This window comes from Streptomyces thermocarboxydovorans (genome assembly GCF_039524635.1).
GTDB classification, from domain to species: domain Bacteria; phylum Actinomycetota; class Actinomycetes; order Streptomycetales; family Streptomycetaceae; genus Streptomyces; species Streptomyces thermocarboxydovorans.
The window spans coordinates 38653-62027 of the sequence record NZ_BAAAGU010000046.1 but is presented as its reverse complement, the minus strand read 5'-3'; the positions used below and the strand labels follow the sequence as shown (position 1 = coordinate 62027).

At 73.0% G+C, this 23375-nt stretch carries 18 protein-coding genes, 1 tRNA gene and 2 pseudogenes; 10 read left to right on the top strand and 11 right to left on the bottom strand.

What is annotated here, in order from left to right:
- Positions 1-3174, top strand: a pseudogene (locus tag ABD198_RS21525) (histidine kinase); the annotation flags it as partial.
- A 134-nt stretch (positions 3175-3308) separates the two neighbouring features.
- On the opposite strand, the gene ABD198_RS21520 reads toward ABD198_RS21525, so the two are convergent.
- The 6 genes and pseudogenes from ABD198_RS21520 to ABD198_RS21495 all read right to left on the bottom strand — a co-directional run bounded on the left by ABD198_RS21520 (position 3309) and on the right by ABD198_RS21495 (position 9169).
- Positions 3309-4952, bottom strand: coding sequence for a long-chain fatty acid--CoA ligase (locus ABD198_RS21520; protein ID WP_344004438.1), 1644 nt, complete (start codon positions 4950-4952; stop codon positions 3309-3311).
- A gap of 136 nt (positions 4953-5088) precedes the next feature.
- On the bottom strand, positions 5089-5649 hold the full coding sequence (locus tag ABD198_RS21515; RefSeq protein WP_344004433.1) for a SigE family RNA polymerase sigma factor: 561 nt from the start codon (positions 5647-5649) through the stop codon (positions 5089-5091).
- Between the two features lie 192 nt (positions 5650-5841).
- Positions 5842-7007, bottom strand: a pseudogene (locus ABD198_RS21510) (lipid-transfer protein).
- Positions 7004-7441: a MaoC family dehydratase gene (locus ABD198_RS21505; protein ID WP_344004431.1), complete on the bottom strand. Its 438-nt coding sequence runs from the start codon at positions 7439-7441 to the stop codon at positions 7004-7006. The pseudogene ABD198_RS21510 and the gene ABD198_RS21505 overlap by 4 nt, the downstream one beginning before the upstream one ends.
- On the bottom strand, positions 7438-8502 hold the full coding sequence (locus ABD198_RS21500) for an OB-fold domain-containing protein (protein WP_344004429.1): 1065 nt from the start codon (positions 8500-8502) through the stop codon (positions 7438-7440). Before ABD198_RS21500 ends, ABD198_RS21505 begins: the two co-directional genes overlap by 4 nt.
- 340 nt (positions 8503-8842) lie before the next feature.
- Positions 8843-9169, bottom strand: a complete 327-nt coding sequence (locus ABD198_RS21495) for a hypothetical protein (protein WP_344004427.1) — start codon at positions 9167-9169, stop codon at positions 8843-8845.
- A 368-nt stretch (positions 9170-9537) separates the two neighbouring features.
- Between ABD198_RS21495 and ABD198_RS21490 the strand changes: the two genes are divergently transcribed.
- The 3 genes from ABD198_RS21490 (at position 9538) to ABD198_RS21480 (ending at position 11529) form a co-directional block, all read left to right on the top strand.
- Positions 9538-10410, top strand: coding sequence for a bifunctional DNA primase/polymerase (locus ABD198_RS21490; protein ID WP_344004425.1), 873 nt, complete (start codon positions 9538-9540; stop codon positions 10408-10410).
- Positions 10411-10741: 331 nt separating this feature from the next.
- Positions 10742-11203, top strand: a complete 462-nt coding sequence (locus tag ABD198_RS21485; RefSeq protein WP_344004423.1) for a hypothetical protein — start codon at positions 10742-10744, stop codon at positions 11201-11203.
- Between the two features lie 41 nt (positions 11204-11244).
- The gene (locus tag ABD198_RS21480) at positions 11245-11529 is read left to right on the top strand and encodes a hypothetical protein (RefSeq protein WP_344004421.1); all 285 of its coding nucleotides are present in this window, start codon (positions 11245-11247) and stop codon (positions 11527-11529) included.
- Positions 11530-11556: 27 nt separating this feature from the next.
- Here the strand turns inward: ABD198_RS21480 and ABD198_RS21475 are convergent, their stop codons facing one another.
- Positions 11557-11985, bottom strand: a complete 429-nt coding sequence (locus ABD198_RS21475) for a MerR family transcriptional regulator (protein ID WP_344004419.1) — start codon at positions 11983-11985, stop codon at positions 11557-11559.
- Between the two features lie 76 nt (positions 11986-12061).
- On the opposite strand from ABD198_RS21475, the gene ABD198_RS21470 reads away from it, so the two are divergent.
- Positions 12062-12904, top strand: coding sequence for a methyltransferase domain-containing protein (locus tag ABD198_RS21470; RefSeq protein ID WP_344004416.1), 843 nt, complete (start codon positions 12062-12064; stop codon positions 12902-12904).
- A gap of 57 nt (positions 12905-12961) precedes the next feature.
- Here ABD198_RS21470 and ABD198_RS21465 read toward each other — a convergent pair.
- A tRNA-Ser gene (locus ABD198_RS21465) sits at positions 12962-13048 on the bottom strand.
- 64 nt (positions 13049-13112) lie between these two features.
- The gene (locus tag ABD198_RS21460; RefSeq protein WP_344004413.1) at positions 13113-14612 is read right to left on the bottom strand and encodes a S1C family serine protease; all 1500 of its coding nucleotides are present in this window, start codon (positions 14610-14612) and stop codon (positions 13113-13115) included.
- Between the two features lie 304 nt (positions 14613-14916).
- Between ABD198_RS21460 and ABD198_RS21455 the strand changes: the two genes are divergently transcribed.
- The 3 genes from ABD198_RS21455 to ABD198_RS21445 all read left to right on the top strand — a co-directional run bounded on the left by ABD198_RS21455 (position 14917) and on the right by ABD198_RS21445 (position 17810).
- A complete protein-coding gene (locus tag ABD198_RS21455; protein WP_344004411.1) occupies positions 14917-15744 on the top strand; it encodes a glycerophosphodiester phosphodiesterase in 828 nt (275 codons plus the stop codon).
- A 172-nt stretch (positions 15745-15916) separates the two neighbouring features.
- A complete protein-coding gene (locus ABD198_RS21450) occupies positions 15917-16555 on the top strand; it encodes an ATP-binding protein (protein ID WP_344004408.1) in 639 nt (212 codons plus the stop codon).
- 289 nt (positions 16556-16844) lie between these two features.
- Positions 16845-17810 (top strand): DUF5926 family protein, encoded by a 966-nt coding sequence (locus tag ABD198_RS21445; RefSeq protein ID WP_344004406.1) that lies wholly within the window; start codon positions 16845-16847, stop codon positions 17808-17810.
- Between the two features lie 494 nt (positions 17811-18304).
- Here ABD198_RS21445 and ABD198_RS21440 read toward each other — a convergent pair whose 3' ends face one another.
- Positions 18305-18949, bottom strand: coding sequence for a hypothetical protein (locus ABD198_RS21440; RefSeq protein ID WP_344004404.1), 645 nt, complete (start codon positions 18947-18949; stop codon positions 18305-18307).
- A 58-nt stretch (positions 18950-19007) separates the two neighbouring features.
- Positions 19008-19673 (bottom strand): bifunctional DNA primase/polymerase, encoded by a 666-nt coding sequence (locus tag ABD198_RS21435; protein ID WP_344004401.1) that lies wholly within the window; start codon positions 19671-19673, stop codon positions 19008-19010.
- Between the two features lie 587 nt (positions 19674-20260).
- Here ABD198_RS21435 and ABD198_RS21430 point away from each other — a divergent pair.
- Both ABD198_RS21430 and ABD198_RS21425 read left to right on the top strand, forming a co-directional pair.
- Complete coding sequence (locus tag ABD198_RS21430; RefSeq protein ID WP_344004398.1) at positions 20261-21718, top strand: PP2C family protein-serine/threonine phosphatase; 1458 nt, start codon at positions 20261-20263, stop codon at positions 21716-21718.
- Between the two features lie 159 nt (positions 21719-21877).
- Entirely contained in the window at positions 21878-23335 is a 1458-nt protein-coding gene (locus tag ABD198_RS21425) for an aminopeptidase P family protein (RefSeq protein ID WP_344004395.1), read from the top strand.
- The last annotated feature ends 40 nt before the right edge of the window (positions 23336-23375 follow it).

The following is a 23375-nucleotide window of genomic DNA, read 5'->3' as shown; positions in this document are numbered from 1 at the left end:
CGGGCCGCCGGTGACGCGGCGGCCGAGGCCGCGCAGCTTCCGGCCCAGGCGTCCGGTGAGGGCGCGTTGGTGGCCGGCGGCACGGGACGGCGGCGCGGCCGTCCGACCGAGGACGCCCAGGCGGTGGCCGGGGTGTCCGAGGGCGCGGTGATGACCGCCGCCGAGCACGCGGCCGGAGCGGCCGCCTCCAACACCGGGCTGGGCGGGACCGTACCGCCGCAGGGTGTGCCCGCACCGTCCGGGCGGCGGGCCCGGCGCGCGGCCGGGGAGCAGAACGCCCTGCCGCCCGCGCTGCCCGCGGCGTCGGGCGGTCAGGACGGGGCGGCCCAGAGCGGCGGGCAGGCCCAGGAGCCGGGCCAGGCGCAGCCGAGGGGACGGCGCCGCAGGGCGCTGGCCGCCGCCACGGAGCGCGCGGCCGCGCAGGAAGCCGCCCCTCGCACGGTCTTCGCGCTGCCGCCGGCCGACGCGGACCAGGGTCAGCAGGCCGCACAGGCCCAGCAGGGTTCCCCCGCGGGGCAGGCCGAGGCGGCCGGGCAGGCCGCCGCCCCCGGTCCCGTACCGGTGCCCGCCCAGGGGGCGGCCGGGAACGCACCGGTCGACGAGAACCGGCACGACGCCGCCCCGCACGACCAGTCCGCCGACCACACCCCGCCGCAGCCGCACCCCACGGACGCCCCGACGGGCCGCCGCCGGCGCGTCGCCGAACCCCAGCCGGTGCCGAACGGCGGGGTGTCCGCGCAGGAGCAGGGCCCGGGGCAGGCCGGGCAGGCGCAGGGAGCGCCCGCGGGACAGCAGTCCGTCGCAGCCGGGCAGCAGCCCGTTGCCGCTGGGCAGCCCGTCGCCGCCGGGCAGCAGGCGGGCGCCGGGCCGGCGGTGCCCGGGCAGTACGTCCAGCCGCAGGCCGGTGAGCAGCCGGTGCCGCAGGCCGCTCCCGGTCAGGCGCCCGCCGCGGCGGCTGCCGCGCAGGGGGTTCCGGCCCAGACGGGTGCCGTTCCCGGCGGCCAAGTCGGCGGTGCCGCCCCGGGGATGCCCGGTGCTCCCGTCTCGGCGCACGGGGTGACGGTGCCGCCGAACCCGGTGATGGCGGCCCCTCAGGCCGTGACGGTGCCGGTGCAGGGCGCGCCGGTGCCCCCGCAAGGAACTCAGCAGGCGCCGGGTCCGCAGCATGCGGCCGGTGCGCCGCAGGGTGGGCCCGTGCCGCCGAACGGCGCCGGCGCTCCCGAGGGCGCCAACGCGCTGCCGCAGGCCGTTCCGGGGCATGCGCCGGGTGCCGCCGCGCCGGTGCCCGGCGCTCCCGTCTCGCCGAACGGCGCCGCTCCGCAAGGTGGCGTGGCGCAGGGTGCCCCGGTCGCACCGCAGGCCGCACCGGTGCCGCCCCAGGGTGCCGCCGTTGCACCGCAGCCCGCGCAGAACGCCTCGCCGCAGGCCGCCCCGCTGCCGCCGAACGGCGCCGTCGGCGCACCGCAGGCCGCTCCCCAGCAGGGCACCGCCGGTCAGGGCGTGCCGCTGCCCGCCCCTGGCCAGATGCCGCAGGCCCAGGTCCCTGCCCAGGGGGCGGCGCCGGCATCCGCCCAGGGATCGGCACAGGCGCAGGTGGCCGATCAGGCCGCTGGGCCCGGCCAGCCGGGTCAGGCCCCCGCTCCTGGTGCTCAGGCCCAGGCACCGGGCGCGCAGCCGCAGGCCGCCGCCGCGGGTCCTCTGCCCCAGCAGGCGCCCGCCGCCGGTGCAGCGCAGCCGCTGCCCGCCGAGGCCGCCCCCGGTCAGGGCACCCCGCCGGGCGGTACGCCCGCCCCCGCCCCGCAGCAGTGGCCCGCCGCCGGTGACACCTCCGGCGCCGGTACGCCCGTACAGCCTGCTCAGGCGCAGCCTCAGCAGACCCCCGCACCGGGCACCCCGTTGCCTCCCGAGGGTGCGGCCGCCCAGCGGGCCGCGCAGCCGCTGCCCGCGGAGGCCGCCGCGCCGGTGGACCCGAACTCGACACAGGGCCGCGCGATCAGCGTGCGGACCCTGGGTCAGGGCGTTCCCTTCAACCGTCAGGCCGCACAGGTGCAGCAGCCGCTGCCGGCCGCGACCCCGCCCCCGCACCAGCCGGGCGGCTCGGGCCGCCGCCGCAAGCTCGGCAACCGCACGGAAGCATCCGCCGCCACACCTTCCACCTCTGCCACCACACCTTCCGCCTCTGCTGCCGCCGAGCAGAGCGCACGTCCCCAGCAGCCGGCCGCCGCCGAGTCCGCGGCACCGGGCCAGCAGGCGCAGCCGCAGCACACTCCGGCCACACAGGGCGGCCAGTCCCGGCTCGCCCCGGCGACGCAGGACGCCGGGCGCTCGTACGCGATAGGCGCGCCCGACGCCAACGCGGCCGAGGGGCCGGAGCCGCTGGACGGTCCCGGCGGGGCCGTGGAGGTGGCGGACCCGCCGCGTCCGGTGCCGATGGACGACGAGCTGCCGCCGGAGCCGCTGGACAACCCGCGCCGGCTGCTGGTGTGGCCGGCCCCGGACGCCTCCACCCAGCAGGCGCTGAGCGACCGCGGCTACCGGCCGGTGATCGTGCACTCGCGCGAGGAGGTCGACGCGCAGATCGCGGCGTTCCCGGCCGCGCTGTTCGTGGACCCGCTGACCGGGCCGATCACCCGCACGGCACTGCAGTCGCTGCGTCAGGCGGCGGTGGCCGCCGAGGTGCCGGTGCTGGTCACGGCCGGGCTCGGGCAGGCCTCGCGCGACGCGGCCTACGGCGCCGATCCCGCCGTGCTGCTGAAGGCGCTGGCGCCGCGCGACAGCGAGCAGCATCCGCCGAGGGTGCTGCTGATCGAGGAGCACGCCGAGATCGCGCTGGCGCTGACGGCGACGCTGGAGCGGCGCGGGATGCAGGTGGCGCGGGCCGCGAGCGACGCCGACGCGGTGGCGCTGGCGGGGCAGTTCCGGCCGAACCTCGTGGTGATGGACCTGATGCGGGTGCATCCGCAGCAGGCGGGGCCCGCCGGGATCGTCGACTGGCTGCGGGCGAACGGGCAGCTCAACCGCACCCCGCTCGTCGTCTACACGGCCGCCGTCGACCCGGCCGACCTGCCGCGGCTGGCCTCGGGGGAGACCGTGCTGTTCCTCGCGGAGCGCTCCACCAGCACCGAGGTGCAGTCCCGGATCGTCGACCTGCTCGCCCGCATCGGCACCAACTGAGCCCACCCGTGTCCTGGAGAGGGCCGTAACAACGCCGTGGCGCCGGACGGGCGGGGCTTCGTGTCCCCCCCGTCCGGCGCCGCGGCATCTCAGCTCTCAGCGGTGGCCGGGGGCATCAGCCCCCGGCGTGAGCCTCACAGCAGGGTGACGTCCAGCTCCCCCTCCGCGTACTGCCGGCGCAGCACCTTCTTGTCGAACTTGCCCACGCTGGTCTTCGGCACCGCCTCGATCACCGTCCAGCGCTCGGGCAGCTGCCACTTGGCGATCTTGCGCTCCTCGGCGAGGAAGGCGCGCAGGGTGGCGAAGTCGGCGGTGGCGCCCTCCTTGAGGACCACCGTGGCCAGCGGGCGCTCGCCCCACTTCTCGTCCGGCACCGCCACGACCGCGGCCTCGGCCACGTCCGGGTGGGCCATCAGCGCGTTCTCCAGCTCGACGGAGGAGATCCACTCGCCGCCGGACTTGATGACGTCCTTGGCCCGGTCGGTGAGGGTGAGGTAGCCGTCCGGGCTGATGGTTCCGACGTCGCCGGTCTTGAGCCAGCCGTCGGCGCTGAACTTGTCCTCGGGGCGCAGCGGTTCGGCGTCGGGGCCGTTGTAGTAGGCGCCGGCGATCCAGGGGCCGCGCACCTCCAGCTCGCCCGCGGACTCGCCGTCCCACGGCAGACGCTCGCCGCCGGGGCCGGTGAGGCGCGCCTCGACACCGGCCGGGAAGCGGCCCTGGGTCAGCCGGTAGGCGAACTCCTCGTCGGTGCCGACCGCGTGGGCCGGCGGGCGGGCGACGGTGCCGAGCGGGGAGGTCTCCGTCATGCCCCAGGCGTGGCAGACCCGCATGCCCAGCTTGTCGAACGCCTCCATCAGCGACGGGGGACAGGCCGAGCCGCCGATGGTGACCTGGGCGAGCGAGGAGACGTCCCGCGGATGGGCGTTGAGCTCGGCGAGCAGGCCCTGCCAGATGGTGGGGACGGCCGCGGCGTGGGTCGGCTTCTCGCTCTCGATCATCGCGGCGAGCGGGGCGGGCTGCAGGAAGCGGTCCGGCATCAGCATGTTGACGCCGGTCATGAACGTGGCGTGCGGCAGGCCCCAGGCGTTGACGTGGAACTGCGGGACCACCACCAGCGAGGTGTCCTGGTCGGTCAGGCCCATCGACTGGGCCATGTTGACCTGCATGGAGTGCAGATAGATCGAACGGTGGCTGTAGACCACGCCCTTGGGGTCACCGGTGGTGCCGGAGGTGTAGCACATCGCGGCGGCGGAACGTTCATCCAGCTCGGGCCAGTCGAAGGCGGCCGGCTTCCCGGCGAGCAGGTCCTCGTACTCGTGCACCTGGACGGGAGCGTCCGCGAGGGGGGCGCGGTCACCGGGGCCGGAGACCACGACGTGCTCGACCGTCTTCAGATGCGGCAGCAGCGGGGCCAGCAGCGGGATCAGCGACCCGTTGACGATGACCACCCGGTCCGCGGCGTGGTTGACGATCCAGGCCAGCTGCTCCGGGGGAAGGCGCAGGTTCAGCGTGTGCAGCACGGCCCCCATCGAGGGGATCGCGAAGTACGCCTCCACGTGCTCGGCGTTGTTCCACATCAGGGTGGCCACACGCTCGTCGCCGGTCACCTGGAGGTCGTCGCGCAGGGCGTGGGCCAGCTGGGCCGCGCGGGCGCCGATCTCCGCGTAGCTGCGGCGGTGCGGCTCACCCTCGCCGGTCCAGGTGGTCACCGCGGATGTGCCGTGGATCGTCGACCCATGGGTCAGGATCCTCGAGATCAGCAGCGGTACGTCCTGCATGGTGCTCAGCACGGCGTCCTCCTGGGCGACATTGCCTACGCGGCGGTAACGGTTGCGCTGATTCTGCGCACATACCGCACGGTATGTCACTAGGGGAGCGGATGATCGATCAGACCCCAGAGGACGACGTTTCCCGTCAGGACCGAACAACCCCCAGCTCAGGGTCGTCGCGCAGCTTGCCCAGGGCCCGCGACACCGCCGACTTCACCGTGCCCACCGACACGCCGAGCACCTCGGCCGTCTGGACCTCGCTGAGATCCTCGTAATACCGCAGCACCACCATCGCCCGCTGCCGCGCCGGCAGCCGCATGACCGCGCGCCACATCGCGTCGCGCAGCGCCTGCTGCTCGGCCGGGTCGTCCCCGGCGGGCAGGGGCTCCGGCTCGGGCACCTCGTCGCAGGCGAACTCGTCCACCTTGCGCTTGCGCCACTGCGAGGTGCGGGTGTTCACCAGCGCCCGGCGCACATAGCCGTCCAGCGCACCGTGGTCCTGTATCCGCTCCCAGGCGACGAACGTCTTGGTGAGCGCGGTCTGCAGCAGGTCCTCCGCGTCGCTGGGATTCCCGGTCAGGGACCGAGCGGTACGCAGAAGCACCGGCTGGCGGGCCCTCATGAACGACGCGAACGACGGGTACGCGAGGGTCTGCGTCGCTGGAGCAGCCGCGTTCGAAGCGCTGGTGCAGACGGGTGTGGTCATGGCTCAACGCTATGAGCGGGGGCATGTCCGGCGGATCGCCCGCAGGTCCCGAAGCCGCGTCCCCCTCAGGTTGTAGGGGTGGGGCCCGCTGCACCTCCTCTGGGTGGACCGGAGGATGAGGGATCGTGCGGGTTCATCCCTGAGAGCAGCACCCCGGCACCGGCAGGAGGTGACGGTTCCAGGGCTTCCGGATCAGCCGTCCGCGGTCAGCACCAGCCCCGAGGTGGGCACCCCCGTGCCTGCCGTCACCAGGACTCTTTCCGCGCCCGGCACCGGATTCGCCGAGGTCCCGCGTATCTGCCGCACCGCCTCCGCCAGTCCGTTCATCCCGTGCAGATACGCCTCCCCCAGCTGCCCGCCGTGGGTGTTCAGCGGCACCCGCTCCTCGGCGACGAAGGCCGCCCCCTCTCCCCGGTCGCAGAAGCCGAACTCCTCCAGCTGCATCAGCACGAACGGGGTGAAGTGGTCGTACAGGACCGCCACATCGACGTCCTCCGGCGTCAGGCCCGAGGTCCGCCACAGCTGCCGGGCCACCACCCCCATCTCGGGCAGCCCGGTGAGATCGTCACGGTAGAAGCTGGTCATCTGCTCCTGGGCGCGCCCGGCCCCCTGGGCCGCCGCCGCCACGACGGCCGGGGGACGGGGCAGATCCCGGGCCCGCTCCACCGAGGTGACCACCAGCGCCTGCCCGCCGTCGGTCTCCTGGCAGCAGTCCAGCAGCCGCAGCGGCTCGGCTATCCAGCGCGAGGCGGCGTGATCGGCGAGCGTGATGGGCCGGCCGTGGAAGTACGCCGCCGGGTTCGCCGCCGCGTATCTGCGGGCCGTCACCGCCACATGCCCGAACGCTTCCGGGGCCAGCTTGAAGGTGTGCAGATACCGCTGTGCCGCCATCGCCACCCAGGAGGCCGGCGTCAGCAGCCCGGACGGCAGCGCCCAGCCGAGCGCCACCCCCTCCGCCGACGGCTCCCGGTGCCGCACACCCGCGCCGAAGCGCCGGCCCGACCGCTCGTTGAACGCCCGGTAGCAGACCACCACCTCCGCCACCCCCGTCGCCACCGCGAGGGCCGCCTGCTGAATGGTGGCGCAGGCCGCGCCGCCGCCGTAGTGGACGCGGGAGAAGAAGGACAGCTCGCCGATGCCGGCCGCCTGGGCCACCGTGATCTCCGGGCTGGTGTCCATGGTGAACGTGACCATCCCGTCCACGTCCGCCGGAGTCAGCCCGGCGTCCTCCAGCGCGGCCCGCACCGCCTCCACGGCCAGCCGCAGCTCGCTGCGCCCGAGGTTTTGGAGAACTCCGTGGCCCCGATGCCGGCGATCGCCGCCCGCCCGCCGAGGGTGTCCCGTCCGCGCAGGCTCATCCCGCACCCCTCTCCGGCGGCCGGTCCGCTCCGCCCGGCGTGACGGTCACCGTGCCCGTGACATGTCTGCCGATGCCGTTCGTCCCGGTGACCCGGACCGTGACCGTGTCCCCGTCGGCCTCCTCCACCGTTCCCGACAACAGCAGCGTGTCTCCGGGGTAGTTGGGTGCGCCCAGTCTGATGGCGACCCTGCGGAGCACCGCCGTCGGGCCGAAGTGGTCGGTGATGTAGCGGCCGACCAGGCCGTTGGTCGTCAGGATGTTCATGAAGATGTCGGGCGACCCCTTCTGCCGGGCCGCCTCCGCGTCGTGGTGCACGTCCTGGAAGTCGCGGGAGGCGATCGCTCCCGCCACGATCAGGGTGCGGGTGACCGGGATCTCCAGCGGGGGAAGCCGATCGCCGACCGCAGGTACCGCACGGTCCGTCCGCGTCATCCCCTCACCTCCCGGAACACCGGCAGCACCAGCTCCTCGTCGTACCGCCGGAACTCCAGCCGCGCCGGCATGCCGATCCGCACCTGGTCGCAGGGCACGTCCACCACATCGGCGATCATCCGCACGCCCTCCGCCAGCTCGATCAGCCCCACGGCGTACGGCGGGTCGAAGGCGGGGAAGGGCGGATGGTGCATGACCACGTAGGAGTAGACGGTGCCCTCGCCGGACGCCTCCGCCGTGTCCCACTCCAGCGAGCCGCATCTGTTGCAGCCCGGCAGCCAGGGAAAGCGCAGGGTGCCGCAGCCGGTGCAGCGCTGGATCAGCAGCCGGTGCTGGGCCACGCCTTCCCAGAAGCCGGCGTTGTCCCGGTTCACGACCGGGCGGGGGCGCCGCTCGGGGTGCGGCTCCGGGCGCCGGGCAGGGTCCGGCTCGGGGCGCCGGGCGAGGTGCGCCTCGGGGCGGGCCCCGGGCCCCGACCCGGGTTCCTGCCCGGGCCTCCGCCCGGACAACGGCGGCCCGCGTCGGACCGGCCGACTTGCCTGTGCGGGCGCGTACTTGAGGATGCGGAAGCGGTGCGTACCGACCAGGTCACCTCCCGCACGGACATCCATCCGCGTGGTGACGAAGTGCCCCGTGCCGAGCCTGGTGATCTTGCGGTCGGAGACCGACTCGATCACCGCGTCGAAGGTCACCTCGTCCCCGGGGCGCAGGCAACGGACGTACTCCTGCTCGCAGTCGGTGGCCACCACCGCCGTGAACCCGGCCTCGTCGAGCAGCGCGAGCAGCTCGTCGAACGCCTCCGTGCGTGCCGCCTGCCCGGAGAGGCCGCCCATGGTCCACACCTGGAGCATCGTCGGCGGCGCGGCGGCCCCGGGCCCCGCATAGGCGGGGTTGGTGTCGCCCATCGCCTCGCACCAGTGCCTGATCATCGGCTCGTTGACGGGATCCCGCCCCCTGCCGCCCGTGACGGCGGGCCGGCCCTCGTACGCCTTCAGCCGCGCCCCGAGATCCTGCTCGAGGCCCTGCCCGCGCTCCGCACTGGCGACCGCCTCCCCGCTCATGCGGATCCCCCTCCTCGTACCACCGTCGTCTCATCACGACGTCCGTGTCCGTCCTGACACTTCTGGTACACCGCACCCGCCCCTCGGGTTCCCACTCCAACGACGGAATTTCACGAGAGCCCTTCGGGCCCCACGCTCCCCGCACCGAGCGGCAGCAACGCCCCGCAGCGCCACTCCACATCTGACTATCCGTCAGATTCGATCCCCACCCGCCGACTGTCAAGGTCACCGTCTCCGCAAACGCCTGCGCGGCGGCACCGAAGCACCGCCGCGCAGACGCATTGCACCCCACGAAGCACACCCACAGTTCCGTCAGAGGGCCGATGGCGGCCCTCTCACCTCACCACCACAGCGGGGAGAAGCTGATGGCCACGTTGTCGTTGCCCTGGTTGACCGCCGTGAACGCCGAGCCGTTGACCTGAGCGGTGTTGCTCTGGTTCGAGGCGCCGGAGCCGATGGCCTGCTGGTTGGTGGTCGACGAGTTGCCGAAGTTGTCGCCGCCTACGCCGCTGCCGAGGACGCCGGCATCGGCGGTCGCCGCCGTCGCGTTCGAACCGTCGTCCGCGAAGGCTCCGTTGTCCGCCGACGCGACACCGGTGAACAGGGCGGCCGCGAGCGGAAGCGCGGAGACAGCGGCGATGACGCGGGCGGTACGGATGCTTGCCATGTTGTGTTCCCTCCAGAACAAGGACCCACCGGCTCGTGGCCGTGTGTGCCGGACATTGCGTGAAGTACGGCTGCCACCAGGGTTTTCGGCCGATCGCCCTGGTGCTGTGCACGACGTCGCGTGATCAGAGTTGCCCACCGAATCCCCGTCGAACCACCCCGGAAGCCGCTCTTCGCACGCAAGCGTGACGACTAGTCGATAAACCCCTTCGCACCTCATGAGTCATAGATCACATGAGACGGGCGCACCGGCTCCCAAGCCGCGCAAGGGATGAAGCGTTCCGGCATCATGCGCGGGTCCCGGAACCGCCCGGCGTGTCGCCCCGGCTCCCCCTTTCCTTTTTCGAACGTACGTACGAACATAGAGTCATGGCCACCACCGACCGGCAGGCCACGACGCTGGCCCTCGCACACGCCCTGTCAGCCGCCGAACGCGGACTGGCCGTCATCCCCCTGTCCCGCACCAAGCTGCCGGCCCTGCGCTCCCCGCACCGCGACGACCCCGACCCGGCGGCGCCGCCCTGCCACGGCGAGTGCGGCCGCTTCGGCCACGGCGTCTACGACGCCTCCACCGACCCCGCCCGCATCCGCGAGATGTTCGCCGCCGCGCCCAGGGCCACCGGCTACGGCATCGCCTGCGGTCTGCCGCCGCACCACCTCATCGGCATCGACTTGGACACCAAGAACGGAACGGACTCCTCCGCGGCACTGCGCGAGCTGGCCCTGCGCCACCTGTTCACCATCCCGCCCACGGTGGTCGTCCTGACCCCCAGCGGCGGCCGCCACCTGTGGCTCAGCGGCCCGCCGGACGCCGTCGTGCCCAACTCCGCGGGCCGCCTGGCGCCCGGCATCGACATCCGGGGCGCCGGCGGCTACCTCGTCGGCCCCGGCTCCCGTACCGAACACGGCAGCTACACCACCGCCCCCGGCACGGCCCACCTCGCCCCCGCCCCCTGCCCGCAGGCCCTGCTGCGCCTCCTCCTGCCGCCGCCCCGCCACCACCACCCCACGCCCGTCTCGACCGGCAGCCACGGCCAGGGCCTGGTCCAGTTCGTCCTCGCCGCGCACGAGGGCCAGCGCAACACCCGGCTCTTCTGGGCCGCCTGCCGCGCCTACGAGGACGGCATCGGGCCCGCCCTGGTGGACCCGCTCGTCGAGGCGGCCCTCAACACGGGGCTGTCCGAACGCGAGGCCCGCGCCACGATCGCCTCCGCGGCACGGATGACGGGGCACCGCCCCTGAACCGGCCCCTGAGCCGGCCCTTGTGCCGCCCCTGAACCGACCCCTGAACCGGCCCCTGTGCCGCCCTTGAGATGCCCTTGAGACGCCCTTGAACCGCCCTCGACAGGCCCTGAGCCCTCCTTGAGCTGCCCTCGAGACGCCCTTGAGGTGCCCCTGGGCCGTTCCTGGGCCGTCCCTGAGCCTCCCTGAGCCGCCCGAGAGCCCCGGCCCCGCCACCGCCGAGTGACACCGACCCGACCACCGGCCGGCCACCGCCCGCCACCGGCGGGAGACCAGGCACCGCTCGCACCACCGAAAGAGCCCGATGCACCACCGCCCCCGAGTGCCGGCCATGTCACTCGCCCGCCTCGTCCTCACCTCCGGCAGGGCGGTGCACCTCGCCGAACTGCACATGTCCTCGACCTACGGCGGGCCGCTCGCCATCTACCCCTGCAGACCGGTCGACGACGACAGGATCCGGCAGCTGCTCCGCACGGCCGAACAGGTCTACCCCGGTGCCCCGGTGCATTTGATCCCGCCGCGCGAGTACCCCGACCAGTACCCGGGCTCCTCCGGCCCCGTGGAGGTTCTTCCCGGCGTCGCCTGCCTCGGCAGCTTCCGCTCCGAGCCCCTCGATCCCGCCCACCACCACGCCCTGCACCGCTCCTGCCTCACCGTCGTCTGGTTCCAGCCGACCGCCCGCGCGCCGTCGGGCTGCGACGCGGAGCCCGCGCTGCGGGAGCTGCCCTGGGAGCGGCTGGCGGTGGACGAGGAGATCCCGCTCGCGTGCCGGACCGTTGAGGAGATCCTGTGAGGGCAACGGCAGGGTGTATCGGCGCTCACTAGGGTGCGCCCATGACCACCGTGGCGACGGGCATGACAGCCCAACAGGTCAAGCAACTGCTCGGAAAACCTACGCACTCGGTCGACGACAACGAATACCTGGCCCTGTATTCGAGCCGCCGCAGGCTCAACTTCCGCGGCTGGCGGCGGAGGAACCGCTCCGAGGCCTGGATCTACGCGGACACCCCGCAGGTCGGACTGGCCACCTGGATCCACTTCGCCGCAGGACGGGTCGAGAAGGTCGTCGTCGGCCCCCTGACCACCGACAGCGAACGCGGCAGCTCCGACGAGGACTGAGACCACGACCTCTGCCTGAGGCAGGCGTCACCGACGGACCCCAGCCCGGAAACCAGCATCGCGCCGCCCACGAGAACGACCAGCTGCACGATCCCCGGAATGCGCCACCCCAGCGCGAGCAGACCACCGCCCGTCGTGGTCGCAGCCGAGGGCGCATTCGATGAGGTCGAGGGATGCCTGCGCGGCCGCGATGCGCGAGCGAAGCGCCTCGGCTTCCGCACTCAGGATGTCCCTGCGCCTGGCGGGATCACCGGCCGCGGTCAGAGAACGGATGGAGCGGAGGGACAGCCCTGCCTCCTTGGCCCGCAGGATGACGGCGACGCGGGTGAGATCGGCGCTCCCGTAACGGCGGCGGCCGGCGGCGTCGCGGACGGGCGTCAGCAGCCCCATCGCCTCCCAGTGCCGCAGGACGTGCGTGGCCAGGCCGAAGCGTTCGGCGAGGGCGCCGATACTCATCGACGCGCCCGCGTGATCCTCTGGCGTCCTGTGCTCGCTTGACCTCATGCCGACATTAAGTCGCACCCTGCCGCACATGACCGAGGAAATGCCCGAGGAAATGGCCGAGGAAGCGACCGAGGATGTGACCGAGGAAGCGACCGAGGATGTGACCGAGGAACAGGGACAGGACCGCTCGTCGACCGGCGAACTCCTCGCGCGGCTCGACGCGCTCGACCGACTGCCGGGGAGCACGGCACTGCGGGCTCTCTCCTACGACCTGCTCGCCGCCGGACCCGGCACAGCGGTGGTGGACGTGGGGTGTGGCGCCGGACGAGCCGTGGCGGAACTGCACGAACGAGGCGCGAAGGCCCTGGGCGTGGACCCGGACGAGCACATGATCGCCATCGCCCGCAGGCGGTGGCCCGAAGCGGACTTCCGGATCGCGGATGCGTACGACCTGCCGCTGCCGGATGCGTCGGTGCATGCCTACCGGGCCGACAAGGTGTTCCACGAGCTGGCCGACCCTGCTCGCGCCTTGGCGGAAGCCCGTAGGGTGCTCACACCCGGGGGACGGATCGTGCTGGCCGGTCAGGACTGGGACACCATCGTCATCGACTCCGACGATTCCGCCCTCACCCGCACCATCGTGCACGCCCGCGCGGATCTGATCACCAGCCCGCGAGCCGCCCGCCGGTACCGCAACCTGCTCCTGGACGCCGGCTTCGACGACGTGACGGTCGAGATACGAACCGAAGTGTTCACCGGACCAGAGATGCTGCCCTTGCTCGCCGCACTGTCCAAAGCGGCCTGCTCTGCCGCTGCCGTCACGCGTGAGCAGGCGGACCGCTGGCTCACCGAGCAGCACGTGCGAGCGGAAGCCGACCGACTCTTCCTGGCCCTGCCGATGTTCCTGACCGCGGCGACCGCGCCACGGTAGGAAAACGGCCCCCGACCGACTATCCAGGTCAGGGGGCCGTTCTCACTGCTCAGCAAGCGGAGGCGGTGGGATTTGAACCCACGGTGACATCGCTGCCACGACGGTTTTCAAGACCGTTCCCTTAGGCCGCTCGGGCACACCTCCCCGCGCCGGGCCGTGATCGGCGGCGCGGGGTCCAGAGTAACGGGTCGGTCGGGGCGCGGTGGTGTCAGTTGTCGCCGACCCGGGCGCCCAGGGTGAGTTCGGTGGTGCGCTCCTTGCCGTCGCGTTCGTAGGTGATCGTGACCCGGTCGCCCGGCTTGTGGGTCCAGATCTCGCCGATCAGGGTGGGGCCGGAGTCGATCACCCGGTCGTCCAGCTTGGTGATGACGTCACCGGGCTGCAGTCCGGCCTTGTCGGCGGGGCCGCCGGGGTCGACCGCCTCGGCGCCGCCCGCGCCCTGCTCGGTGATCTTCGCGCCGCCGGTGTTCTCCTGAAGCGAGACCGAGGCGCCGATCTTGGCGTACACCGGCTTGCCGGTCTTGATCAGTTCCTGGGCGACGAACTTGGCCTGGTTGATCGGGATGGCGAAGCCGAGGCCGATCGAGCCGGCCTGGCCGGTGCCGAAGCCGCCGTTGCTGGTGGACTGGATGGCGGAGTTGATGCCGATCACATTGCCCTGCGCGTCCAGCAGCGGTCCGCCGGAGTTGCCCGGGTTGATGGAGGCGTCGGTCTGCAGAGCGCTCATGTAGGACGCCTGGCTGCCGCTGCCGTCGCTGGAGGCGACCGGGCGGTTCTTGGCGCTGATGATGCCGGTGGTCACCGTGTTGGACAGGCCGAAGGGCGCGCCGATCGCGATGGTGGAGTCGCCGACCGCCACCTCGTCGGAGTTGCCGAGGGTGAGCGGCTTGAGGTTCGACGGGGCGTTCTTGAGCTTGATGACCGCCACGTCGTAGCCCTGGGCGTTGCCGACGACCTCGGCCTCGTACTTCTTGCCGTCCGGGAACGTCGCAGAGAGGCGGCCGCCTTCGACCGCGTCGGCGACGACGTGGTTGTTGGTGGCGATGTGGCCCTGCTTGTCGAAGACGAAGCCCGTGCCGGTGCCGCCCTCGCCGCTGGTGCTCTCGGCCTCGATGGTGACCGTGCTCGGCAGCGCCTTCGCGGCCACCGCGGCGACCGTGCCCGGTTCGCGCTTGACGTTGCCGCCGCTGGTGGACGCGGAGACCGTGGTGGAGGAGGTGTCGTCGTTGTTCTTGGCCAGGGTGTAGCCGAGACCGCCGCCGAGGCCGCCCGCGACCAGCGCGGCCACCAGGACCGCCGCGAGCAGCCCGCCGCGGCCGTTCTTCTTCGGTCCGGGCGCGGACTGCTGGTACGTGGAGCCCCAGCCGCCGCCCTGCCCGGCGCCGCCGTCCGCGGGCGAGCCGCCGCCCGGCGGGGGCGGGGGCCAGGACGGGTCCGGGGCGGACGGGGAGCCGGAGGCCGGTCCGGGCGCGCCGTGGCCGGCGCCGGGGCCACCCGGTGTGCCGGTGTCGTTGGAAGCGTTGTGTGCGCCGGGTGCGCCGTGGGCGCGGGGCGTGTTCGGCGGGACGGGAGGCAGGGGGGTGGTGGGGTCGGTGCCCCTGTCCGGAGCCGGGTGCTCCTGGTGTGCCGGAGCAGCGGGAGCATCCACCGGCGTGGGCGGTGCGGACGGGGCCGGGGGTACCGCGGTGCCCTCGTTCTCGGTGCTCACAGCTCTTCTCCTCGATCCACGGCTGGTGCAGTCGTTCGCACTCGGTCACGCTCGCTCACGCTGTCGACGAGCTTCGGCGCGCTGCGGCTGTGCGGGTCTGGGTCTCTTTGTATGACGACAGCATTTCCCACACGCTGTCAGGGCACCATAAGCCGTTCCTGTGGGTCCGGGACCATCCTTTATATAGGGCATTACTCGCTAAAGGTTTGCCATCGCTATGCCTCCGACCGGACGTCGATCACGTTTGCGCCGCCGGGACTCCTCCGACCTCACGTCTGCCCCGGCGTGGTGGCACCATGACGCGGTGACCCACGCACGACAGCACCTGACCCAAGTCGTCGCCCACCGGGGAGCCTCCGAGGACGCCCCGGAGCACACCCTGGCCGCGTACCGCAAGGCGATCGAGGACGGCGCGGACGCGCTCGAGTGCGATGTGCGCCTGACCGCCGACGGTCACCTCGTGTGCGTGCACGACCGCCGGGTCAACCGTACGTCCAACGGCCGCGGCGCCGTCTCCGCGATGGAGCTGTCCGACCTGGCGGCGCTGGACTTCGGCGCCTGGAAGACCCGCGGCTCGGCGGCCGGCCGCATGGAGGAGCCGGACTGGGAGCACCGGCCCGAGGACCGGGAGGCCACCTCCGTCCTCACCCTCGAGCGGCTGCTGGAGCTCGTCGCCGACGCCGGACGCCGGGTGGAGCTGGCGATCGAGACCAAGCACCCCACGCGGTGGGCGGGGCAGGTGGAGGAGCGGCTGCTGCTCCTGCTCAAACGCTTCGGCCTTGACGCTCCGGCCAGTCCGGAGGAGTCCCCGGTGCGGGTGATGAGCTTCTCCGCGCGCTCCCTGCACCGGGTGCGGGCCGCGGCACCGACGCTGCCGACGGTGTACCTCATGCAGTTCGTCTCGCCCCGGCTGCGCGACGGACGGCTTCCGACGGGGGTGCGGATCGCGGGCCCCTCGATCCGGATCGTGCGCAGCCACCCCGGGTACATCGAGCGCCTCAAGCAGAACGGCCACCAGGTGCACGTGTGGACCGTCAACGACCCGAGGGACGTGGACCTGTGCCTCGGGCTCGGAGTGGACGCCATCATCACCAACCGGCCGCGCGCGGTGCTTGATCAGCTCGGGCGCTGAAGCAGGGCCACCGGACGAGGCGGCCGGGCGCGGCGGAAGCGGCCGTCCCGCAGAGCTCTTGACTCGCATCCGAGCTCAGGAGGATCCTCACGTCTCGGCCACACCGATGAAATCCAGCCACTCGATTACGGGGAGTGCTCCGGCGCGTTCAGTGCGTGTTCACCCCGGTCGAATGCGTCGCCCCACTTGGATTGGCCGGTTTCCGGTTCAGGCCAATGGGGCATCCACTCCGTGGCGTGGGGCGAAGGAGGTCTCGGGGGTGGCGTTGGTGGTGGCACAGGAGGTGCCCACGTCGTCGAGCATGGCCGTACCCCATGGCCCTGCGGGCGTAGGGCGGGCGCGGCACCGGATGCGCACTCAGTTGCGTGAGGGCGGGCTGCCGGACCAGGTCATCGACGACGCCGTACTCATCCTTTCCGAGCTTCTGAGCAACGCGTGCAAGCACGGTCGCCCGCTGGGCGACGCGCAGGCCGGGGACGGTGATGTGCGTGCCGCCTGGCGCCTCGATCAGCAGGGCCGCCTCGTCGTCGAGGTCACGGACGGCGGCGGCCCGACCCGACCGGCTCCCTCCACTCCCTCGGTCACGGCGCACGGCGGACGCGGACTGAACATCATCGCCGCCCTGGCCGACGACTGGGGGGTGCGCGACGAGGTGCCCGGAGAGGTCACGGTCTGGGTCGTGGTGCACGCCGCGGTCCACGACCGCGACGCGGGCCACCGCCGCGACGACTTCGCCGCGCGGGTCGCCGCCCCGGCGGTCGCGGACATACCCGGCCTGGGCTTCGCCGACGCGTTCGACGAGCTCGACTGACGCCCTCGGCCGACGAGCTCGACTGACGGCCTCGGCCGACGGGCTCGACTTATGACCTCGGTCGACGATCTGACTGACGGCCTCGGCTGACGCCCCCGGCTGACGGGGCCGATCGACTGCCTCAACTGATGACCCCGAACGACGGCCCGGCCGTCCGGCGGACGCCCTCCCGGTGCACCGGCGCACCGGTGCACGACCCGGCACGCTGTCCACAGCATCCCGTGGACCGTGGTGCGAGCGGCTAGGCTCGCGCCCGTACGCGAAGTGCTGTAACCGGGAGACACCCACGATGGCCAAGAAGCGACCCCAGACGAAGGCCAAGCGGCCCCAGCTCACCGAGGGAGAGATCCCGGTCGTCGGTGCCCGCGAGCCCTGCCCCTGCGGCAGCGGCCGCCGTTACAAGGCCTGCCACGGCCGTGCCGCCGCGCACGCCGTGACCGAGCTGGTGCACCGCCCCTTCGAGGGCCTGCCCGGCGAGTGCGACTGGATCGCGCTGCGCGAGCTGGTGCCCGCGGCCACCGCCGAGCTGATGCTCAAGGACGGCCTGCCCGAGGGTGTCCCGTCGGTCACGCTGGCCACCGTGCTGCCCATGGCCTGGCCCGCCCTGCGCCGCGACGACGGCTCGGTGCTGCTCGGCCTGCAGAACGACACCTCCTCCGGCGACATCAGCCGCGATCTCGCCGACACCCTCCAGCGCGCGCTCGCCGCCGACCCCGGTACGCCGGTCAAGGCCCGCCGGGCCCCCGCCGACGGGCCCCGGCTGCAGGACCTGCTGGACCTGAACGCTCCCTTCGAGCCGGTGGTGCACAGCGGCTTCGAGTTCTGGGTGCCGGACCCGGAGAACGCCACGCCGGACGTCACGGCCTCGCTGGAGCGGGCCAACGCCGCGGCCATCCCGACCGTCAAGCTGTCTGGGGTGGACGCCGCCTACTGGTGCGAGACCCCGGAGAAGAACCATCTGCGGTGGGTGATGCCGCATCCCGAGGAGCAGCTTCTGGACGCCCTGGCGCGGCTGCACGCGGCGGGCCGCTCCTCCCTCGGTGAGGGCACCCGGCTGGTCGGCTCCTTCCGCGCGCACGGGCTGACCGTCCCGGTCTGGGACCTGCCGAGCGGGACCGGCGCGGACGACGTGGAGAAGCCCGCGGCGGAGTTCGCCGAGCGGCTCGCCGAGGCGCTGGCCACCGACGCTCCGCTCACCGCCGACGAGCGCCGTGCGCGCGGCGGCCTGACCAACCGCCAGATCACGCTGAGCTGACCCGCGGCCCGGCACTCGCCCGGCCGGCCCCAGGGCCTCGGCCGGACACCCGTCGGGCCTCGACCGGCCACCCACCCGGCCGCGGAGGGACACCGCCGCGCCGAGCCGCGACCAGGCCGCGGCTGAGCGGGACCGGGTCGCGACCAAGCCGCTGCCGGGCCATGACCGGGGGCCCGGTCAGGCAAAACCGGGCCCACGGGCCGCCCGTGACCAAGGCCACGGTCACCGCGCCCGGAGTCGCGGCCGTACGGCATCCCCGCTGCTGAACGGTCGGTCAGCGGCCCGGAGGGTCGGCAGAAGAACCCGTTCCGTCCACAACTCCCGGTCCGGACAAGCCAATAGGTGACCGGAATCCCTGAGATCGAATTTGCTAACGGCCGATCTCTTGTTACCGTTTCAGTAGCCCGGTTGCTGGTGCATCCCCCGTCGCCAGCAACCGGGTCTTTTCGCATCCGGGCCCGCTCACGCACCGGAGCCTGCGGTCAACTGCACGTTTACGACTGTGAGTTGCTCCCGGAGCGCAGCAGCAGCGGCCCCCGCCCGGCGTGCCGCGAGAACTCCGCGACGGCCGAGTAACCGGCGAGCTCCCCCCGGCTGCGCCCCCTGGGCGTCTCACAGATCGCCGGCTCGTCCCCGGCGTCCGCCGCGCACGGCATGCGGACGCTGCGGCCGCCCGGGCCCAGCAGCGCGAGGACGGCGTGCAGGGCGCCCCCGGTGGCGTTGCGGTAGTAGGTGCGCGCCCAGACGTCCTCGCCCTGCGCCACCACGCAGGTCTGGGCCTCGATGCCCTCGGGGGAGGTGAGTTCGGGCCCGCAGCGCACGGCTGTGGACAGGTGGATGCCGCCGGGCGTCATCGGGGCACCGCTGCCCTCCCCGCTCGCGGCGGACGCCGGCGCCCCGCTGTCGTCACCCGGGGAAGGCAAGGCGGAGTCCCCCGCGTCCGTCCCGGGGGCGGGATCGCCCACGCCGGCGGCCGTGTGCCGCTGGGTGGCGCGCTTCATGTCGGTGGTGGTGTCGGAGCCGCCCGGCCCGGCGGTGGCCATGGCCAGGGGCAGCACGACCGCGCCCGCCAGCACGACGCCCGCGAGCAGTCGTGTGTTTCGCAGAGTCCGGGCACGGGCCCCGGCATGACGCGGCATGGCCCCGGAACATAACGCCCCGGGGCGGCGGAAGCGGGCGCGGCGCGCGCCGGTCCCGCTACATCTCCGGCGCGCTCACACCCGTACGAGTGAGGGCCTCGACCGCGGCGTCCACCACGGCCTCGACATCGGGCACCCACGGCGAGGCCGAGCCGGGCAGCGGGGCGCGCTCCCAGCGGATCTCGCCCTGGCCGGTGTGCGACGGGGGCAGCGCGAGATAGCCGCCCTCGCCGTGGAAGCGCAGCGAGCCGGGGACGAAGTCCTTGGCGTACAGCAGCTCGCCCAGCTGCTCCAGGGAGTACGGCTTGACCAGGATCGACCAGCGGTCGGGGCCGGCGACGACCGGGCCGAGGCGGATGCCGAGGCGGTCGAGCGCGGCGAGGGCGCGGGCCGCGGGAAGGGCGGGCAGGGAGACGGCGCACGGCGCCTTGCCCCCGGTGGCCAGCACGATGGGCGCCGTCGGCCGGTTGCTCCACCACCAGCGCACCATCCGCTCGTCGGTGGTGGCCGCGAGGAGGCCGGGGTCGAAGGGATGGGCACCCGGAACAGTGCACTCGGGGTCGGGGCAGCCGCAGCGGGACCTGCCCTGCGGGTCCGCCGCCACGCCCGGGAGTACGGGCCACTGCCATTGGGTGGCGAAGGTCAGGGCCGCGTCGATCAGCTCAGGCCCTGATTCGCGTCGCCGGGACAGGAGCCTGCGTCGCCTTCCGAGGATCTCGCGCATGAGCGCTCGTTCCTTTCCGTTGCACGCCTGGCAACACCGTGGTCCACATCACAACATGTGTTGATCACTTCACTGTGCGTACCTGTTGGCGCATCACACCCCTGCACCGGGCAAGGGGAACCCCTGGGGGTCGAGCGTGGGCTGCCTCCGCGGCCGTCCGCCCATACTGCGTCCAGCCGTCCGCCCATACTGCGTCTACCAGAAGCACGGGCGTGGCGTGGGGTGGCGAAGTCTGGCGATTGCCGTCGCGCGTACTGCTCTCCGCCTCCGCCACGGGAGGATGGGGCACGGTCTTCGGTGGATAGGACGCCCGGGCCCGTCACCAGGTTCCCGGGTGGCTCCCAACCACCCCTGGCCTTAACCCAGTACGTACCCCACACGACCGCTGTGACGCTCCGTCGAGCAAACCCAGTCGACCGCAAGAGGCCTCCCCCTGAGGCAGTTTCAAGCCAACTTCATATTTCGGCAAGGGGTCTGTGGGCCATTCCCTTCAGGCTCACGGACACCAGGAATCCCAGCAGGACAATGCTGGACATCTCCTCACGAGTGCGTGTACATGTGGAACACTGCCGGCGACGCAGAATGACATGGGGGTTTGCGATGCTTTTGTGCAGTACGCACCGGCCGGAAAGCCGGACGCCATGAACGCCCCGCACCCTCCGAAAGTGGCCGGAATCGATTCAACGGTTCCCGCCCCCGCACACACTGTCGGGTCCGTCGTCGCCGACAGCTCCGGTGCACCGCCCGGCCCGCAGCACGCACCGAGCGCGGTGCTCCAGGACCGGCTGGCGGGATGGGTCTCCGACCTCACGACCCTCCACGAACTCACCGAACGCCTGACCCGGACGAGCACGCTCGACGAGGCCCTGCGGGAACTGCTGCGCGCCGGAGCCGCCCTGGTGGGCGCCCGGCGCGGACTTGTCGTGCTGGAGCCCGCCGACGGTCTCGGCCCGGACACCACCGTCGGTCTCGGCCTCGCCCACTCGGACCTCGGCCACATCGAGACGGTGCCGCGCAGCTCGCTGTCGTACGGCAGGATCCTCGACGGCCTGCCCGGCGCCGACGACGGCATCGCGGAGCCCGACCTGTTCGCCGAGAAGGGGCTCGACCCCCGCCACCGCGAGGTCGCCGCCCGCCTCGGCTACGCCGCCAGCTACGCGCTGCCGCTCGCCGCCGAGTCCGCGCAGCGCCTGGGCGCCGCGGTGTGGCTGTACGACGAGCCGGCCGAGCCCGGCGAACGCCAGCGGCACCTGGTCGGCCTCTACGCCCGCTACGCCGCCGAGCACCTCGCCCGCCTGGTGGAGCTGCACCGCACCCGCACGGCCATGGCCACCATGAGCGAGGAGCTGCTGCCCTCCCGGCTGCCGCGCGTCCCCGGCGTCCAGCTCGCCGCCCGGCACCGCACCTCCCCGCGCGGCGGCGGCGACTGGTACGACGCGCTGCCGCTGCCGGACGCGGCGCTCGGTCTGGCCGTGGGCTCCGTCACCGGGTCGGGACCGAGCGCGGTCGCCGCGATGGGCCGGCTGCGCGCCTCCCTGCGGGCGTACGCGGTGATGGAGGGGGAGGACCCGGTCGCCGTGCTGTCCGACCTGGAGCTGCTGCTGCGGCTCACCGAGCCCGCCTGGTCGGCCACCTCCCTGTTCGGCTACTGCGAACCGGCGCTGCGCAAGATCACCCTGGCCGGTGCCGGGCACAGCCCGCCGCTGCTGATCGGGGAGCGGCGCACCGAGTTCGTGGAGACCTCGGTGTCGGCCCCGCTCGGCATGCTCGCCTGCTGGGAGGCGCCGAGCGTGGAGATCCACGCCGAACCGGGAGAGACGGTTCTGCTGTACACCGACGGGCTGCTGCACCGCACCGGCGACCCCACGGACCGCGCCTTCGCCCGGCTGCACGCGGCGGCCGCCGGGGTGCCGAGAGCGCTGCGGCGCGACCCGGACGCCATCGTCGACCACATCCTGCGGACGGTGCTGCCGGGCCGGGCGGACGAGACGGACCCCGCGGACTCGGGCGAGGACGTGGTGCTGCTGGCGGCGCGCTTCGAGTAGGCCAGGTCCGAGCAGACCTCCGACCGGAGTCCTCCGGTGCCGCCCACGCGCGACGACCGGCGTCGGTGACCGGTGACGTAAGAGGCGCTCACCTCCTGTGACCGTTTCGGCGCGACCGTACGATGGAGGGCGGTCCAGTGCCGTATCGAGGAGGATGACGTGGCCGACGAGCTCACCCCGGAGACCCCGGAAGAGACCGAAGAGCCCATCAAGCAGCGCAAGAACGGCCTGTACCCGGGCGTGTCCGACGAGCTGGCCGAGAACATGAAGACCGGCTGGGCCGACACCGAGCTGCACGACCTGGAGCCGATCCCGCAGGCGGCCGAGACCGCCGCCCGCCGCGCCCGGCTGTCCGCGCGCTTTCCCGGCGAGCGCCTGGTGATCCCCGCGGGCAACCTCAAGACCCGCTCGAACGACACGGACTACCCCTTCCGCGCCTCGGTCGAGTACGCGTACCTCACCGGCAACCAGACCGAGGACGGCGTCCTCGTCATGGAGCCCACCGCCGACGGCCACCAGTCGACGATCTACCTCCGCCCGCGCTCCAACCGGGAGAACGGCGAGTTCTGGCTGGACGGCCACGGCGAGCTGTGGGTCGGCCGCCGCCACTCCCTCACCGAGGCGGAGAAGCTCTACGGCATCCCCGCGTCCGACGTGCGTGAGCTGCCCGGCGCGCTCCGCGAGGCCACCGGCCCCGTCCGCGTGGTGCGCGGCCACGACGCCGGCATCGAGGAGGCGCTGACCGACAAGGTCACCGCCGAGCGCGACGAGGAGCTGCGGGTCTTCCTCTCCGAGATGCGGCTGGTGAAGGACGACTTCGAGATCGGCGAGCTGCAGAAGGCCGTCGACTCGACCGTGCGCGGCTTCGAGGACGTGGTGAAGGTTCTCGACAAGGCGCAGGCGACCAGCGAGCGCTACATCGAGGGCACCTTCTTCCTGCGCGCCCGCGTGGAGGGCAACGACGTGGGCTACGGCTCCATCTGCGCGGCAGGCCCGCACGCCACCACGCTGCACTGGGTGCGCAACGACGGCCCGGTCCGCGCCGGCGACCTGCTGCTGCTCGACGCGGGCGTGGAGACGCACACGTACTACACGGCCGACGTCACCCGCACCCTGCCGATCAGCGGCCGCTACACCGAGCTGCAGAAGAAGATCTACGACGCGGTGTACGACGCCCAGGAGGCCGGGATCGCGGCGGTGAAGCCGGGCGCCAAGTACCGGGACTTCCACGACGCGGCCCAGCGGGTGCTGGCCGAGCGGCTCGTGGAGTGGGGCCTGGTCGAGGGGCCCGTGGAGCGGGTGCTGGAGCTGGGTCTGCAGCGCCGCTGGACCCTGCACGGCACCGGGCACATGCTCGGCATGGACGTCCACGACTGCGCCGCCGCACGGACCGAGACCTATGTCGACGGCACGCTGGAGCCGGGCATGGTGCTCACCGTCGAGCCCGGCCTGTACTTCCAGGCGGACGACCTGACCGTGCCGGAGGAGTACCGGGGCATCGGCATCCGCATCGAGGACGACATCCTGGTCACCGAGGACGGCAACCGGAACCTCTCCGCCGCCCTGCCCCGGCGCTCGGACGAGGTCGAGGCCTGGATGGCCTCCCTCAAGGGCTGACATTCCCTGACGCCGAAGAGGCCGGGTACCGATGGGTACC

What these genes read in the sequence shown, in the direction of transcription:
- ABD198_RS21520 (WP_344004438.1), bottom strand. Translation starts at nt 4,952, where the DNA reads ATGCAGGACGTACCGCTGCTGATCTCGAGGATCCTGACCCATGGGTCG.
- ABD198_RS21515 (WP_344004433.1), bottom strand. Translation starts at nt 5,649, where the DNA reads ATGACCACACCCGTCTGCACCAGCGCTTCGAACGCGGCTGCTCCAGCG.
- ABD198_RS21505 (WP_344004431.1), bottom strand. Translation starts at nt 7,441, where the DNA reads ATGACGCGGACGGACCGTGCGGTACCTGCGGTCGGCGATCGGCTTCCC.
- ABD198_RS21500 (WP_344004429.1), bottom strand. Translation starts at nt 8,502, where the DNA reads ATGAGCGGGGAGGCGGTCGCCAGTGCGGAGCGCGGGCAGGGCCTCGAG.
- ABD198_RS21495 (WP_344004427.1), bottom strand. Translation starts at nt 9,169, where the DNA reads ATGGCAAGCATCCGTACCGCCCGCGTCATCGCCGCTGTCTCCGCGCTT.
- ABD198_RS21490 (WP_344004425.1), top strand. Translation starts at nt 9,538, where the DNA reads ATGGCCACCACCGACCGGCAGGCCACGACGCTGGCCCTCGCACACGCC.
- ABD198_RS21485 (WP_344004423.1), top strand. Translation starts at nt 10,742, where the DNA reads ATGTCACTCGCCCGCCTCGTCCTCACCTCCGGCAGGGCGGTGCACCTC.
- ABD198_RS21480 (WP_344004421.1), top strand. Translation starts at nt 11,245, where the DNA reads ATGACCACCGTGGCGACGGGCATGACAGCCCAACAGGTCAAGCAACTG.
- ABD198_RS21475 (WP_344004419.1), bottom strand. Translation starts at nt 11,985, where the DNA reads ATGAGTATCGGCGCCCTCGCCGAACGCTTCGGCCTGGCCACGCACGTC.
- ABD198_RS21470 (WP_344004416.1), top strand. Translation starts at nt 12,062, where the DNA reads ATGACCGAGGAAATGCCCGAGGAAATGGCCGAGGAAGCGACCGAGGAT.
- ABD198_RS21450 (WP_344004408.1), top strand. Translation starts at nt 15,917, where the DNA reads ATGCGTCGCCCCACTTGGATTGGCCGGTTTCCGGTTCAGGCCAATGGG.
- ABD198_RS21445 (WP_344004406.1), top strand. Translation starts at nt 16,845, where the DNA reads ATGGCCAAGAAGCGACCCCAGACGAAGGCCAAGCGGCCCCAGCTCACC.
- ABD198_RS21440 (WP_344004404.1), bottom strand. Translation starts at nt 18,949, where the DNA reads ATGCCGCGTCATGCCGGGGCCCGTGCCCGGACTCTGCGAAACACACGA.
- ABD198_RS21435 (WP_344004401.1), bottom strand. Translation starts at nt 19,673, where the DNA reads ATGCGCGAGATCCTCGGAAGGCGACGCAGGCTCCTGTCCCGGCGACGC.
- ABD198_RS21430 (WP_344004398.1), top strand. Translation starts at nt 20,261, where the DNA reads ATGGGGGTTTGCGATGCTTTTGTGCAGTACGCACCGGCCGGAAAGCCG.